Source organism: Aeromonas sp. s4, from assembly GCF_040907855.1.
GTDB lineage: Bacteria > Pseudomonadota > Gammaproteobacteria > Enterobacterales > Aeromonadaceae > Aeromonas > Aeromonas caviae.
In genome coordinates, this window is record NZ_JBFOCP010000004.1 from 21,895 (window position 1) to 36,285 (window position 14,391).

A 14,391-nucleotide genomic window follows, 5' to 3' on the forward strand; every position below is an offset into this window, starting at 1 on the left:
CTCATGCATACCATGCCGAATAATCCGTTGTCCGGCAAGCCTTGGGGGGGCTAAAAAGGGACCTCTTTCACACACGCAGGTGACGGCGCCATGTCCATCCCCCAGGTTTCCAGCAAACTGCCCCAGGTGGGCACCACCATCTTCACCGTGATCGGGGATCTGGCCGCCCGCCACCCCAGCATCAACCTCTCCCAGGGGGCGCCGAGCTTCCCCTGCGATCCCGAGCTCATCCGGGTGACCCACGAGGCCATGCTGGCCGGTGAAAACCAGTACGCCCCCATGACGGGGCTGCCTGCCCTGCGCGAACAACTGGCGACCAAGATTGCAGCCAGCTACGGCCATCACTATGACGCGGGCGAGGAGATCACCATCACCGCCAGCGCCAGCGAAGCCCTGTTCTGCGCCATCACCGCCCTGGTTCACCCCGGCGACGAGGTGATCATGTTCGAGCCGGCGTTTGACAGCTACCGCCCCATGATCCAGTTGCAGGGAGCCACCCCTGTGGTGATCGCCCTCAAGGCGCCGGATTTCGCCATTCCCTGGGACGAGGTGGCCGCCCGCATCACCCCCCGCACCCGCATGATAGTGCTCAACACCCCCCACAACCCCACCGGCACCGTCTGGCAGGCAGGGGATCAGGAGCGCCTCGCCCGCCTGGTGCGCGGCACCGACATCCTGATCCTCTCGGACGAGGTGTACGAGCACGTGGTGTTCGACGGCGCCCTGCACCAGAGCGTCATCCGCTATCCGGAGCTGGTGGAGCGCTCCGTCGCCGTCTTCTCCTTCGGCAAGACCTTCCACGTCACCGGCTGGCGGGTGGGCTACTGCGTGGCTCCCCGTCCCCTGATGGAGGAGATCCGCAAGGTGCACCAGTTCGCCATGTTCGCCGCCGACACCCCCATGCAGTACGGCTTCGCCCACCTGTTGCAGCAACCGGCCCACTATCAGGGGCTGGCAGCCTTCTACCAGCGCAAGCGCGACCTGCTCGCCACGGCCCTGGCCGGTTCGCGCCTGACCCTGCTCCCCTCGGCGGGCAGCTTCTTCATGCTGGCAAGCTACGAGCGGGTAAGCGACGAGCCGGACAGCCTCTTCGTGCAGCGGCTCATCCGCGATCACGGGGTCGCCACCATTCCGGTCTCCGCCTTCTATCACGACGGCACGGATCAAAGAGTCATCCGTCTCTCCTTCTCCAAGGATGACGACACCCTGCTGGCGGGCGCCGAGCGCCTGTGCGCCGTCTAGGGGGCTCCATGGATTCACTGCGCGTTGCCGTCCTCCAGATGGTCTCCGGGGATGACCTTGACCACAACCTGACCCAGGCCGAGGCGCTGCTGCGTCAGGCCGCGGCCGAGGGGGCAGAGCTGGCCCTGCTGCCCGAATACTTCTACCTGATGCCGGTTGATGAGCGGGCGCGGGTGGCCCTGGCCGCCCCCGCTGGCGATCACCCCCTGCTGGCCTGGGTACAGAGGCTGGCCCGGGAGCTCGGCGTCTGGATCCTGGCCGGCACATTGCCGCTTGCCAGCCACGAGCCCGGCAAGATGCACAACAGCAGCCTGCTCATCGACCCGCAAGGGCAGCTCGCAAGCCGCTACGACAAGCTGCACCTGTTTGGCTTTTGCACCGGGCAGGAGCAGTATGACGAGGCCGCGACCATGACCCCGGGCCGGGAGGTGGTGAGCCATCCCCTGCCCTGGGGCGTGCTGCGCCTCGGGATCTGCTACGACCTGCGCTTCCCGGAGCTGTTTCGCCTGGGGCCCGCCCCCGATTTCATCGCCCTGCCCGCGGCCTTCACCCACACCACCGGGCTTGCGCACTGGGCGCTGCTGCTGCGGGCCCGTGCGGTAGAGAACCTGGCCTTCGTGTTTGCCAGTGCCCAGGGGGGACACCACCCCGGTGGGCGGCGCACCTTCGGCCACAGCATGATCATCGATCCCTGGGGCCGGATACTGGCCCAGGTAGAGGAGGGTCAGGGCATGGCCATCGCCACCCTGGATCTGGCGGCACAGCGCACGGTGCGCAGCCAGTTGCCGGCCCTCACCCATCGCAAGATAGCCGTCGGCCCTTGAGGCCGGCACCCTTTAGCACGCTAGGAATGACACCACACTTCAAGGGACTGACCATGAAACTCAACACACTGATGATGCTGATGGCACTTGCCACCGCCGGCCAGGCCGCCGCCAAACCCCTGGTGATCGCCACCGATGCCACCTATCCCCCCTTCGAGATGGTCGACAGCAACGGCCAGCTCGGCGGCTTCGAGGTCGATCTCGCCTATGCCCTGTGCGCGGCCATGAAGACCGAGTGCCAGGTGATCAACCAGCCCTGGGATGCCCTGCTGCCGGGCCTGCAGGTGCGCAAGTACGACGCCATCATGTCCTCCATGAACATCACGGACGAGCGGCGCCAGAAAGTGGACTTCAGCCAGGTCTACTACATGATGCAGAACCGCTTCGTGGGGCGCAGCGACAAGGCCGCCGACTTTGCAGACGATCCGGCCCATTTCAAGGGCAAGGTGATCGCGGTGCAGGAGGGCACTCCCCAGGACAACTTCGTCACCGCCCGCTACGGTGAGGTGGCCAAGATCAAGCGCTACGTCAACGCCCAGTCCCCCATGCTGGATCTGCAGTCCGGCCGCGCCGACTACACCTTCGGCAACATGGTGCAGTTGAAGGTGGGCTTCCTCGACAAGGAGATGGGCAAGCAGTTCGCCTTCGTCGGTCCCCAGTTCAACGGCACCCAGGACAAGATCCTGGGAGAAGGGGTGGCGGTGGCCCTTCGCAAACACGATGACAAGCTCAAGGCACGCTTCGATGCCGCCATCGAGAGTGTCAAGGCCGACGGCACCTTCAACACCCTGCTCAAGAAGTACCAGCTCGAAGATCTGCTCTGATCCCGGCATGCCAGCCCCCTGGACAGTTGCAAGGGGCCACGGCAACAGGGCGGCCATTGGCCGCCCTGTGTCGTTTTCCCGGCCTCTCGCCGTTATTGGGCCAGGCCCAGGTGCCCGGCAATCTCCTGATACAGGGTCTGGTAGTTGTCGTCGAAGTGGTGGGAGCCCGGCAGGGTCACCGTCGTCACGTTCGGCTGCTGCAAGCGCGGACAGAGTTTGACCGGGGAGTCGTCCTCCGCTCCCTGCACGCAGAGCAGCGGCAGACTCTGGATGCGTGTCACTTCCGGCAGGGTGGGATAGCGGCCCCCCTTGTCGTGCACCACCATGTCGCTGACGTGGATCTCGAAATCCGATGCCGTCGAGGGGGAGAGCATCACGGCCCCCGCCAGGCTGTCGCGATAGGCTGGCGGCAGACGATTGATGACGAAGGGCACTATCTCGGCGCCAAAGGAGAAGCCCACCAGCAACCAGCGCTGGCGCCCCCAACGGGACTGGTACTCGGTGAGGATGCGCACCAGATCCGCCGTCGCCTGCTCCGGCGTCTTCTTCTTCCAGTAATAGGAGAGCGAGCTCCAACCCACCACCGGCATGCCGTGGGCCTGCAACTGGGCGCTGAGCCCCTTGTCCAGCGCCGCCCAGCCGCCATCCCCGCTCATGAAGACCACCATGGGGGAAGACGAGGCTTGCACCACCGGCAACTCCACCAGCCCCAGATCCGCGCCGACCCGGCCCGGCTGGGCGGCCACTGCCGGCAAGGTGAACGAAGAGACGAAACAGCAAATCAACAGCAACAACATGGCTCTCATGGGCCAACTCCTATTTTTTCATGAGCCCGAAGGGGCCGCGACTGATGAGGGAGACGAGATGGGTCAGGGTGCGGGGCAGCACCAGATGACCGGTACAGAGCAGGTAGCGGGGCTCCCACCTTGGGCCGAACTTCTCCTTGTAACGCCGCAATCCCTGGAAGTTGTAGAAACGGCTGCCCCGGGTGAACAGGGTGTTGCCAAGGCGGGCCCAGTAACCGCCGAGGGGGTTGTCGTTGAAGCCCGACATGGGGGCCATCCCCAGGTTGAAGCTGGCATACCCCTCCTGCTTGCCCCACAGCAGGAGCTCGACAAACAGGAAATCCATGACCGGCGCCGCCCCCGTGTCCAGGCTGTAGCGCATCAGATCGATGGAGAGGCTCTCCTTGTTGTCGCTGGTCCAGAGGTTGGCAAACCCGACGATTTGCCCCTCCCGCCGCACCAGCGCCATCGGGTTGAGGGTGAGGTAGGCGGGATCGAAACTGCCCACGGAGAAGCCCTTCTCCCTGCCCTGCTTGCTGTGCAGCCAGCTGTCGGAGATCCCCTTCAACTCGGGCAGCAGGGGGGCAATCTCACCGGGGGCCACCACCTCGAAGCGCAGCCCTTCCCGCTTGCCCTTGGCGTGGCTCTGGCGCAGGTTGCGCAGGCGACTGCCGGCGAGATCGAAGCTCGGCAGATCCACGATGGCCTCCTCCCCCAGTTTGAAGGGGATGAGCCCGAGATCCAGATAGACAGGCAGATAACGGGCCGACACCTGGTAGAAGACCGGGCTGACGTCGTGCTCGTCACAGCGCTCGCGAAACTGCCAGAGCAGCTCCTCCACGAGGGAGGGCTGACCGACAGGATCCCCCATCACTATCCAGCTGCTGCCCTCGGCCCCGTACATGAGGAAGGCCTCGCCGCTTGGGTGGAACAGCAGGGACTTGTCACCGAGCTGGGCCAGGTAGCCGTGGCCTCCCCCTGCCCGCATCACCAGCCCATGGGCACGGGAGAGCGCCTCGGCATCCGGCTTGCCGACGGCCAGGCGCAAGGGAGCCAGCAGATGGGCCACCCCGACCACCGCCAGCACCCCGATGACGCTCCCCATGGCGCGCAGGGCGCGGGAGGCGGCCCCGGGCCCGTGGGCCGAGACGTGCAGCCAGAGGGAGGGGTCGTACTCCACATGGCGGTAGGAGAAGAGCAGCAACCACAAGGCCCCCAGCAGCACGGCCCCCACCGACATCAGCCAGGAAGGGGTGAAGCGGGCGTGAAGCAGGGAACCCTTGCGATAAAAGAGAGGGCGGCAGGGGGTGATGATGAGCAAGAAGCCCCCGAGCAGCAGGGCCGACTCCCAGTCAAACCCCTTGAACAGGGAGAACAGCATGCCAAGCCCCAGCAGCCACTGGGTGATCCTGAATGCCCCGTCATGACGGCGGTAGAGGCTGTGGGCCAGCAACAGCAGCAACACGCCGCTGACGCTGCCGAGCACATGGGAGAGCTCCAGCAGGTGCAGGGGCAGCACCTCCAGGAAGGCTTCGATCCGCCCCCTCATGGTCGGGATCATCCCGGAGCAGAGCAGCAGGGTGCCCGCCGCGAAGGTACCCATGCTCACCAGGGCGGGCACAAACTCCCGGGTCGCCATCATCACCCCCTGCAGCCGGTGCAGGCGGGCCCGCTGTTGCAGCAGCTCCTGACCTGCGAACAGCAGCAGGGCACAGAGGAAGGGCAGGAAGTAGTAGGCGCAGCGGTAGATAAGCAGGGAGGCGAGCAGCTTGTCCACCGGCAGATAGTGGGTGAGCAGCAGGCTCATGCTCGCCTCGAAGACCCCGATGCCCCCCGGCACATGGGCCAGCACCCCGAGCAGGCTGGAGAGCACGAAGGCACTGAGCAGCACCGGATAGGGCACGCTGCCCGATGGCAGCAGCACATAGAGCACGGCGGCGGCGGCCATCCAGTCGAGCAGGGCGATGAGCAGTTGCAGCAGGCGGTATCTGATGCGCGGCAGGAACAGCGGGTGCCCGCGCCAGACCAGGGCTGTCCCCGGCCACACCAGATACGCCAGCACCGTCAGCAGGGCCAGGCCCCCCGCCAGTTGCAACAACCCGGTCGCCCAGCGGGGCCAGTCCACCAGCAGGGCCGCCCCCTGCCCCAGCAGCAGGGCACTGCCCCCCCAGCCCAGCAGACCAAGGAAGAAGGTGATGGAGCAAAAGAGGATCACCCTGGCCACCTCCCCGGTGCCAAGCCCCAGGGAGGAGTAGAGCCGGTAGCGTACCGAGGAGCCGGTGAGCAGCGCAAAGCCCAGGGTGTTGGAGAAGGTGTAGGCGATGAAGGAGGTCATCCCCACCTGCTGCCAGGGCAGTCGCTTGTCCAGCACCTTCAGGGCCAGCAGATCGTAGCAGCAGAGGCAACCATAGCTGAGCAGGGTGAGCAGCAGGGCGCCCCCCAACTGCGGCAAGGGTTGTGACCAGATGGCCTGGCGGATGTCGTGCCAGTGCCACAGGTGGGTCAAATGATAGAGGACGGTCAAGGCCGCCCCCAGCAGCAGCAGGCTGCACAGGGGGCCTATCCAGATCAACAGCTGACGCCGCATTCAAGATTCCTGTCAAAAAGCGTGGAGAAAGAGAGCCTCCGAAAGCGGGCGGACAAGGCGCCCTCCCGGAGTGACTCCCCCACAGGCAGCGCGTGACGCCGCACGTTCACGGGGGCAATCCTATGATTTACCAGGCCCTGCCCGCTCGCCACTTTTCTTCTGTAACCTTATGTACAGGCAGACAAAACATCCCCGTCCGGGATAGAGGCAGGAGACGCCATGACACCCTCCCCCCTGATAAGACGCTTCCCCCAAAACGCCCTGGGGCGCGATCTGGCCGTCGGCGACATCCACGGCCACTTCGCCCTGTTGCAGCAGGCCCTCGACACCCTGGATTTTGATCCCGCCCGGGACCGTCTCTTCAGCGTCGGGGATCTGGCGGATCGCGGGCCCGAGTGCAGCGAGGTGATCCACTGGTTGGCCAGGCCCTGGTTTCACCCGGCCTGCGGCAATCACGACGACTACGTCTGCCGTTACGAGAGTTGCGATCGGGAGAACTGGGTCCGAAACGGCGGCGGCTGGTTTCAGCAGCTGACCCCTGCCGAGCAGGCGGCGTTCGCCGTCCACTACCGCAGCCTGCCCCTGGCCATCGAGGTGCAGACCAGCCAGGGCCCCGTCGGGCTGCTTCACGCCGATTGCCCCTTCTCCTCCTGGCAGGGGCTGCTGGACCAACTCGATGCCGGGGTGAGCGGCGGACGGCTTCGGGCCATCAAGAACGTCTGCCTCTGGTCAAGACGCCGTATCGAACGGCTGGACGAGAGCGGGGTCGCGGATCTCACCGCCCTGGTGGTGGGCCACACCCCGGTGAGGGTGCCGGTGCGCCTTGGCAACGTCCACTACATCGACACCGGCGGCTGGTATCCCGAGGAGGGCGGCTACTTCACCCTGCTGGACCTCAATACCCTGACTCCTCACTTTCCCCAGCCCAGAGCCGGACCGATGGGATGACCAGGCTCACGGACAACGCCCACTGCCCATTAAAGCGCCAGGCGAACGCCCCGGACTTCGCTCTGCCAGCGCGATGGTTTACCATGCAGGCAATTGCGGTGCATGGCACCCCCACCCAGGCGCCAGGCGCCGCCGTCATCGGATACTCCTTTCGAGCAACATGAGCACATCAGCGCACCCGGCCAGCGGGCCCACCTTCTACTTCCACGATTATGTAACTGCGCGTTAATCAACTGAATTTAATACCTTAATTTCCAGTCCAAATTTTTTTGTACCATCTTCTGTACCATAACTAACTGTGAACATTTCTGGCTCTGCGAGAACTGAGGCCCAGACATATTGGGGGGTTTCAACAACGACAGTCACAGGCGCTAGGGCAGCGGCCAGGGCGGCGTCGGTGGTGCGCACGTTGGCGTGATAGCCGGGCACGGGCTCACGCACCTCCAGCTCGATACCATCGACGATCTGCACCGCGCCGGTGGGGCGGGTGACCATGCCAGGTGGCAGCAGTTGCAGCGAGGCTGTCGGGTGATAGAGGGTGCCGGTTTCGCTGTCTTTGACAAAACCAGCGGCCAGCAGGGCCTTGGTCATGGCGGCCTTATCGGCCGCCTTGAGGTTGAGGTCGATATAGTCTGTCATGCGATGGCCTTGAGCTGAGCATCAGTGAGAGTTCTATGCCAGATACGAAGATTTCGAACATGGCCAAACAGTGGGAATGATCCGGCATCACCAAATGCCCCTACCCTGATCGTGTTCGGCAAGGGGGCTACTGTTGCTGTAGCGGATGACACACTCGTCACGCTGGAATTCACCCGCATTTTTAACAGCCCGCCCCCCTCAGAAATGGCGACGATCCCTTTGCTGTCCTTCACGTTAAAACTCTTCAAGATCGCGGTGACGTAACCGGCCTGCCCAAACGCGCCACAATGCGTTGAAAAGCCGTAATCAGCATCAGCGCTTGCATACTTTCCGCGAATAATCGCCATCCTGGCTTTATTCTCCTGCTCCATTGAAACCACACAACCGCTCTCCATCAGAACAGATACGCTGCCACGAAGCGTATCGAATTCAGCCGATATCGAGAACCCGATGGGGACCATATTCCCAAGGGCAGGAATATTCACGACATCTGCACTACGTGTTACAGCCGTCCCGTTTGTAGGAATGTATGAGCTGGCAAACGGCAGTGGCTCAACTTGGCAATCGCCAATTACCAAAAACTTGCCAATGGTTTGCCCTGGTGAGTTGGAACCCGTAGCACCAAAGTAAACCCATGGAACAGAACCTGACGTAAATCGAGTGGTGGTAACCGTGTAACAGTTCCACTGTCCGAATTTTTTACATGTAGCAGAATCAGAATCCGTATCTAAATTAAAGTTGACGATATCAAGGTTAGCCCCTGCGGTATGATCGCGAACAAGCAGGATCCCGGACCTGACACTTGAGGACTGATGTATTTTAATGCTGAACGTCAGCGAAGTTGACGAGGCGGGCTGGCAAATAAACGTCAACCTAAGCCCTGCATCTGCTGTTATTGTATATTTTGCCGCATTGATGGCGCCCAGTGTGTCATTAAGCGATTCACCATTAGCTCCCACTACACTGCCAAGGTGCAGCGGTTGACTGCGTAAATTCGTGCTGGCCCCCTCAATCAACAAACCCTCTTTTTCAAAACGTGGTTCGTTCACACCCGCAGTTTTCAGTGCCCCATCTTTCCCGATATAAGTTGCGGTGGTACTGCGTGAAAAATTGACCATCCTCGCCACGACATCATCCCCCACCTTCACCTCGCGACCGTAGCCGGTGATAAACCGCAGGCTGTCAGATAAGGGGGCCCACACATCAGGCAAGGGGAGCGCGGCCGCGACGACCGCATTACCCGCCGAGGCGGCACTGGCGGCAGAGTTGGCAGCCTCTGCCTTGGCGCGGTCTGCTTCGGTCTTGGCCTGCGCAACAACGCCAGCGCCGACATTCATCACCTTATCCCAGGTCGGCAGGGTCAGCTTGGTCCCGTCTGGCGCGGTGAGCGTGGCATCCCCCGTCCCGGTCAGCAGTTGCTGCCAGCCGTCCATCTGTGTCTGGTGATACCCCATAAACGCCGACAGATCGCGGCTGAATGCCGGAATGCCGCTAGTCCTGGGAATGTCGATGGCATATGCCTGGCCCGTTGCCGTCGCCCCGGCATACGCCGTGACGATATACATCACGGTGTCGCTCTCGACGTAATCCAGCTCGTAAATGCGTCCATCAGGGCCATGAACGGGGTGGCCCTTGTCCGGCTTTAACACCGTTGTTTTCCACAAGGTGCCAAAACCGGTGATCTTCTTGCTGCCATTCGTCACGCTGATCGTGCCAGCGCGATACCAGAGTCCTGCCATCTATTTAGGCTCCAAATAAAAACCCGGCACTAGGCCGGGTTTGTTAGTTGGCGGCATTCAGCTTGCGCTGAAACTTCCGCCTTGCTTGTTCAAATAAATCAGCCGTCGTTGAGCGGGGCGGCTATACGATGATTTTTTCTCTGCCACGTAATAAATGGTCAGGGAGGACTGGCCTGCCGGAATACTCACGGTAAGGGGGGATATATCCGAGAATATATCTCCTGAGCTTGATTGCAGGTCAATTTGCACGCCTGCTGCCGAGCCAACTTTCACATACATCCGCGCAGTTGTTGACCCCTGTTCATACCCCCATACCCTGATATTAATCTGCTCAATCGTCAGCTCTTGGATAAAGTCTGCCGAAGCGAAATTAACCGATAGCAGGGTGACGGCTGTTCCAGCGGGGATGATCTGGCCGCTCAACAACCCGAGATCAAACGCCCTAACTTTTGTGACGTCACCCACCAACTTGGCGGCATAGATGGTGCCACGCACAACACAGTTTTCCTTGACCTCCACGTTGTTCATGGTGCCCTTGTTGGCATTCACCTCCCCGGTGAACGAGCCTGCCGTTGCCTCCAGGCGCGCCGTTTTCAGAGTGCCGTCACTGCTGATCACCGTGTACCACCCCGCGCCAAACGCGGCATGGGGGCCGCCAGCGCCAAAGGCGGCCGCATTCCCCTTGAGCACGGAGTTGGTGATGGTGGCCGCATCCAGGGTCGTGACCTTGATGTACTTGGCGATCACGGCGCCCGCTTCGGCGGTATCGAGCAGGACATGGTTCAAGAAGACGCTGCCGTTTTTGACGATCAGCGGCTGGCGTTTGGATGTAGCCCCCGCAGTGCGGGAGAGCACGGCAAACACATCGGCATCGACCACAAAGCTGGTCAGCGTTGAGCCATCGGCGGCCAGCTTGACTGACAAGCCAAACCCGCCGCCCTCACCGTTGATCTGGGCCTTGGTGTACCAGCCCGCCCCCACGGCATCGTTGAGCCCAGCATGGGCCTCGGCCACCGTCTGCACCGCAGACGAAACCTCATTGGCCTTGGCCTGCACGGTGTCAACCCGTTGGGCCAGGGCCGCGTCAGCCGTCACCCGCGCTTCTTGCTCCGATTGCAGACCGGCGGCCAGGTTCGACCCCTGCGAGGTGACTTCGGCTTGCACCGTGTCCACTCGGCGCCCAAGGACCTCGTCTGCCGTCACCCGCGCTTCCTGCTCCGATTGCAGACCGGCGGCCAGGTTCGCCCCCTGCGAGGTGACTTCGGCTTGCACCGTGTCCACTCGCTTGCCCAGGGCTTCATCCGCCGTAGTTCTGGCCTGCTGCTCCGATAGCAGATTGGCACTGATGGCCGCATCCGCCGTCTGGAAGTCAGCGGAAACCTGCTCAATGGTCTGCGCCATCGCCTGCTGCTGGTCAGCCATCACTTTCTGATCGCGGCGGATCTGGCCGGATGCCTCCCGCTGGCGGGTCGCCTCGGCTGCCGCCCCCAATGTCCCCAATATCTCCGCCTCGGCGGCGAGATCGAGGCTGGCTGTCAGGTTCTCGAACTTGCTGGCCAGGGATTGGCCGTCACTGGTCACCACCTGCTGCAACTCGCTGATGGCGGCAGATTGGCCATTGGTCAGCACCTCCAGCGCTTGCAGACGCTGAGCCTGGGCACCAGTCGTGGTGGCCACGGCTTGCGCCAAGTCAGTCACAGAGGCCCGGATCGCAGTGTCCGCCTGTTGCAACTCTGTCTTGACCTGCTCGATGCGCTGGGCGGTGGCCGTGGTAGCGGTGGTGTTGGCACTGAGCTGCTGCTCAGCCGCCGTCAGGCGCTGCCCCTGGGCATCCACCGCGCTCTGGGCCGCCTTCTGGCTCAGCGTGCCCTTGACGGCATTCAGCTCTTGCCCCACCTGGGTGACTTGCGTCCCCACCGCCGTCACCTCGGATTTGGTGGCCGTCTGGGCCAAGGTGCCGTTGATACCGTCGATAGCCTGCTCGACGGAGGTGATGCGCTCCAGATCGTCGCTGATCTCTGCCATGGTCACACAAGTTTTCACGATGGCTTCAACCGCATCGAGATGCTGGCTGACGGTCGAGATCTCGGCGCCCAGTTCCGAGCGCACCGCGTTGATCGCCTCCATGGTGATCTGGCCGGTTTCGGGGTCCAGCTTGAACACCGCATCCCGGAAGTCGGTGAAATCCAGGTTGTAGCGATCAATGCGCTGGCGCAGTTGCTCTTGGATCAGGGTCACGCTGATGTAGTTCGCCCCGAGCTGGTTCTGGGTGTTCTCCAGCAGGGTTTTCACATCCTTCTCGCGCTTGTCCAGGGCCGACAGAGCGCCCCCCAGATCCGTCACGGACTTGCTCAGTGCGGGAATATCGGCGATGGGCTTGCGCAGCTCCTCGCGCAGGTGCTCGGCACCGATCTCCCCGTCCAGCACATCGAGGATGGAGGCGGCGTCGTAGCTGGTCTTTGCCTTGGCAGCGAGCAGCCCAGACTTGCCGTAGGCGTTGACCGCCCGCAGCCAGACGAAATATTCCGTGTCCGGGCGCAGCCCCTGCAGGGTCATGTAGCTGGAGATCCCCGCAGGATTCGCCTTGGCCATGGCCTCCCCCAGGGGGTGATCGATATGGCTCCACCACCATTCGCACAGCACGCCATAATCGTGGCCACCGGCAAAACGAGGGCGCAGGGCCAGCGACCAGTTGCCCGCCTCCACATCCACCCCTAGGGGCATGGCGGGAGCCGTGATCACGAAGTTCACCGCCGCCACTGGAGAATGGGCGCCAGTGAGCGCCACGGTGCGCACCAGGGCAACATAGTTGCCCGTGGCCAGGCCGTTTACCCGGCAGGACTGACCCGGCACCTGCGCTGTCATCACGGTGACCGGCGCCGCCCCTTGGGTCAGGCGCTGAATGATCACCTGGTTGTATGCGATGGTGCCGGTGTTGCGCCAGGACAATACCCCTTGCAGCACCTCGCCGACCGTTTCAACCTCATAGCGCAGCAGATCCGGCATGGCCGCACCGCCCGTGGGCAGGCCAGTGATCTCCGGGCGGGGCATGGGCTTGCCAATGGCGTCCGCCCAAAACAGCGGGGAGTCCTCCCGCAGGGTCAGATCCACCCCGCCGTTGAGGCTGAAAGACCAGTCCGTGACCCGAAACTCAACGCCATTGATGCCCAGCGGCGGGACATAGAGCTTGATGGTCTGGCCGGGGCGGTAGCGCCAGCCAGACAGGTTGACGCTGCATGTGAGAGTGCGGGCATTGCGGCGCTGGCGGAGGATGATATTGGCCAGGCGCTGGGCCTGGTGCTCACTGGTGACACAGCGCAGATCGAGATCCTCGATCAGGGGCTGGCCGCCGTCTTCCTCGACCCATTCCGGCACGATGACGGCGGGGAAATCGGTCTTCTTGAAGCTGACCGGATCGACGAAGGTGCCCGCCACCTGGTTGATCTTGTCGCTGCTGGAGGGCTCCGGCAGCAGCTCCAGATCACCGATGAGCTGATGGGCTCGCAGCTCGTCGCTCGCCGGGCCATAGTAGGCCCCCGCCAGGATGCCATGCTTGCCGCCCACATAGGTCGGCTGGCCTGCGCAGGCCATGTGCATGGCCTCCAACACCTTGGCCCTGGGCTCGCTCAGGTCAAATTCCATGTTGATGGTGTAACGAGCCTCGGTGCCACCGCCGGGGATGGCCACCCGCTCATCACAGAGGTTCGCCGCTTGGATAAACTCGTCGAGCCGGATCTCATCGTCCGGCACCTTGAGCCAGGAGCGGTAGTAATCGAGGATCACCAGGGCGGCGTTCGCGCTCCACTTCCACTTGCCGTCTCGGGGATCCCACACCTCCTTGCCGAACTTCTCCACTTTGATATTGGGCAACCCGGCGGGGAACTTTTCGGCGTCGAACTTGCACGAGATCCGCAGCCATGTGATCCCCTTGCCAATCATGTCCGAGCGCCAATCCGCACAGTTGGCCAGCATGAAGGGATCACAGGTCTGACGGTCGGCGTGCAGCTCGTAACTCACCAGCGCCCCGTAGGTGACCACCAGATCGTCGCCGAGCCAAATATCACCGATGCGACTCAGCTTGTGGCCAGCCAGCACCAGCGCGATATGCAGCCACTCCCCTTCATCCTGCTCGCCAGCTTGCTCGGCGGCAAAGCTCATGAGGCCTGACGAGATCACTCGGCCATAGACACAGCTCTTGTCGCTGGCGGCTGCCCGCAGGATCTGACTGCGTTCGTTGGCGCTGCGATAGTCTCCCAAGTTCGGTTTCTTGGCAGTGATCATCATGGTGGCGCTGGCCACCGCCGTCCCGATGGCGATGGCCGTGGCGGTGGTGACTACCAGGGCCGACCCCGCACCAGCGGCGACACCGGCAATGACAGGAATGGCGACAGCGGGCATTACTCGACTCTCCAAGCAAACAGGGGAACAACATCAGGAATGGGGCGGGCACCCTGTTCGGTCATGGCCCACACCTGCCCCGCCCACATCACGGCGGCGGTCTGGCCCTGGGGGCCGTCGAACACCAGGGCATCGCCACGTTGGGCCATGGCCACGGGCACCCGCTCAAACAGCACATCGAGGGCGGCGGCAATGCTGCCGTGGGTCTTGGCCAACACCCGCTTGGCGCCGATCTCGGTGCGGTAGCGACCGCGATACGCCGCCGCCGGGTCTTTGTCGCAGACAGCAAGACAGACGTCTGCCACGAACAGGCAACAGTCGTTTTCACCCCAACAAAAAGGCCGCTCGGAGGCGGCCTGAATGGTGTGGATGGTGCGTAGTTGCCAGTCTGGATGGCGCATGATG

At 63.0% G+C, this 14,391-nt stretch carries 10 protein-coding genes; 4 read left to right on the forward strand and 6 right to left on the reverse strand.

Annotated features, from left to right (window positions below; all coding sequences use genetic code 11):
- The first annotated feature begins 90 nt into the window (after window positions 1–90).
- From AB5Y89_RS01360 to AB5Y89_RS01370, 3 genes are read left to right on the forward strand one after another with little or no spacing between them, the layout of a single operon-like run.
- A complete protein-coding gene (locus tag AB5Y89_RS01360; RefSeq protein ID WP_221366459.1) occupies window positions 91–1,242 on the forward strand; it encodes a methionine aminotransferase in 1,152 nt (383 codons plus the stop codon).
- An 8-nt stretch (window positions 1,243–1,250) separates the two neighbouring features.
- A complete protein-coding gene (locus AB5Y89_RS01365; protein ID WP_319896773.1) occupies window positions 1,251–2,066 on the forward strand; it encodes a carbon-nitrogen hydrolase family protein in 816 nt (271 codons plus the stop codon).
- A gap of 53 nt (window positions 2,067–2,119) precedes the next feature.
- Window positions 2,120–2,890, forward strand: a complete 771-nt coding sequence (locus tag AB5Y89_RS01370) for an ABC transporter substrate-binding protein (RefSeq protein ID WP_368222711.1) — start codon at window positions 2,120–2,122, stop codon at window positions 2,888–2,890.
- Between the two features lie 92 nt (window positions 2,891–2,982).
- On the opposite strand, the gene AB5Y89_RS01375 is transcribed toward AB5Y89_RS01370, so the two are convergent.
- On the reverse strand, window positions 2,983–3,696 hold the full coding sequence (locus AB5Y89_RS01375; RefSeq protein ID WP_368222713.1) for an AcvB/VirJ family lysyl-phosphatidylglycerol hydrolase: 714 nt from the start codon (window positions 3,694–3,696) through the stop codon (window positions 2,983–2,985).
- A 10-nt stretch (window positions 3,697–3,706) separates the two neighbouring features.
- Window positions 3,707–6,262, reverse strand: coding sequence for a bifunctional lysylphosphatidylglycerol flippase/synthetase MprF (gene mprF, locus AB5Y89_RS01380; RefSeq protein WP_113724925.1), 2,556 nt, complete (start codon window positions 6,260–6,262; stop codon window positions 3,707–3,709).
- A gap of 219 nt (window positions 6,263–6,481) precedes the next feature.
- Here mprF and AB5Y89_RS01385 point away from each other — a divergent pair, with 219 nt between their 5' ends.
- Window positions 6,482–7,210 (forward strand): metallophosphoesterase, encoded by a 729-nt coding sequence (locus AB5Y89_RS01385; protein ID WP_368222714.1) that lies wholly within the window; start codon window positions 6,482–6,484, stop codon window positions 7,208–7,210.
- Window positions 7,211–7,435: 225 nt separating this feature from the next.
- On the opposite strand, the gene AB5Y89_RS01390 is transcribed toward AB5Y89_RS01385, so the two are convergent.
- The 4 genes from AB5Y89_RS01390 to AB5Y89_RS01405 are packed head-to-tail and all read right to left on the reverse strand — an operon-like array spanning window position 7,436 to window position 14,387.
- Window positions 7,436–7,849, reverse strand: a complete 414-nt coding sequence (locus tag AB5Y89_RS01390; protein ID WP_323929277.1) for a hypothetical protein — start codon at window positions 7,847–7,849, stop codon at window positions 7,436–7,438.
- Window positions 7,846–9,588: a hypothetical protein gene (locus tag AB5Y89_RS01395; protein WP_368222716.1), complete on the reverse strand. Its 1,743-nt coding sequence runs from the start codon at window positions 9,586–9,588 to the stop codon at window positions 7,846–7,848. Before AB5Y89_RS01395 ends, AB5Y89_RS01390 begins: the two co-directional genes overlap by 4 nt.
- Window positions 9,589–9,645: 57 nt before the next feature.
- A complete protein-coding gene (locus AB5Y89_RS01400; RefSeq protein WP_368222718.1) occupies window positions 9,646–13,986 on the reverse strand; it encodes a DUF1983 domain-containing protein in 4,341 nt (1,446 codons plus the stop codon).
- Window positions 13,986–14,387 carry a hypothetical protein gene (locus tag AB5Y89_RS01405; RefSeq protein WP_368222719.1) on the reverse strand — a complete coding sequence of 134 codons (402 nt, stop codon included), beginning with the start codon at window positions 14,385–14,387 and terminating at the stop codon, window positions 13,986–13,988. Before AB5Y89_RS01405 ends, AB5Y89_RS01400 begins: the two co-directional genes overlap by 1 nt.
- Between the last annotated feature and the right edge of the window lie 4 nt (window positions 14,388–14,391).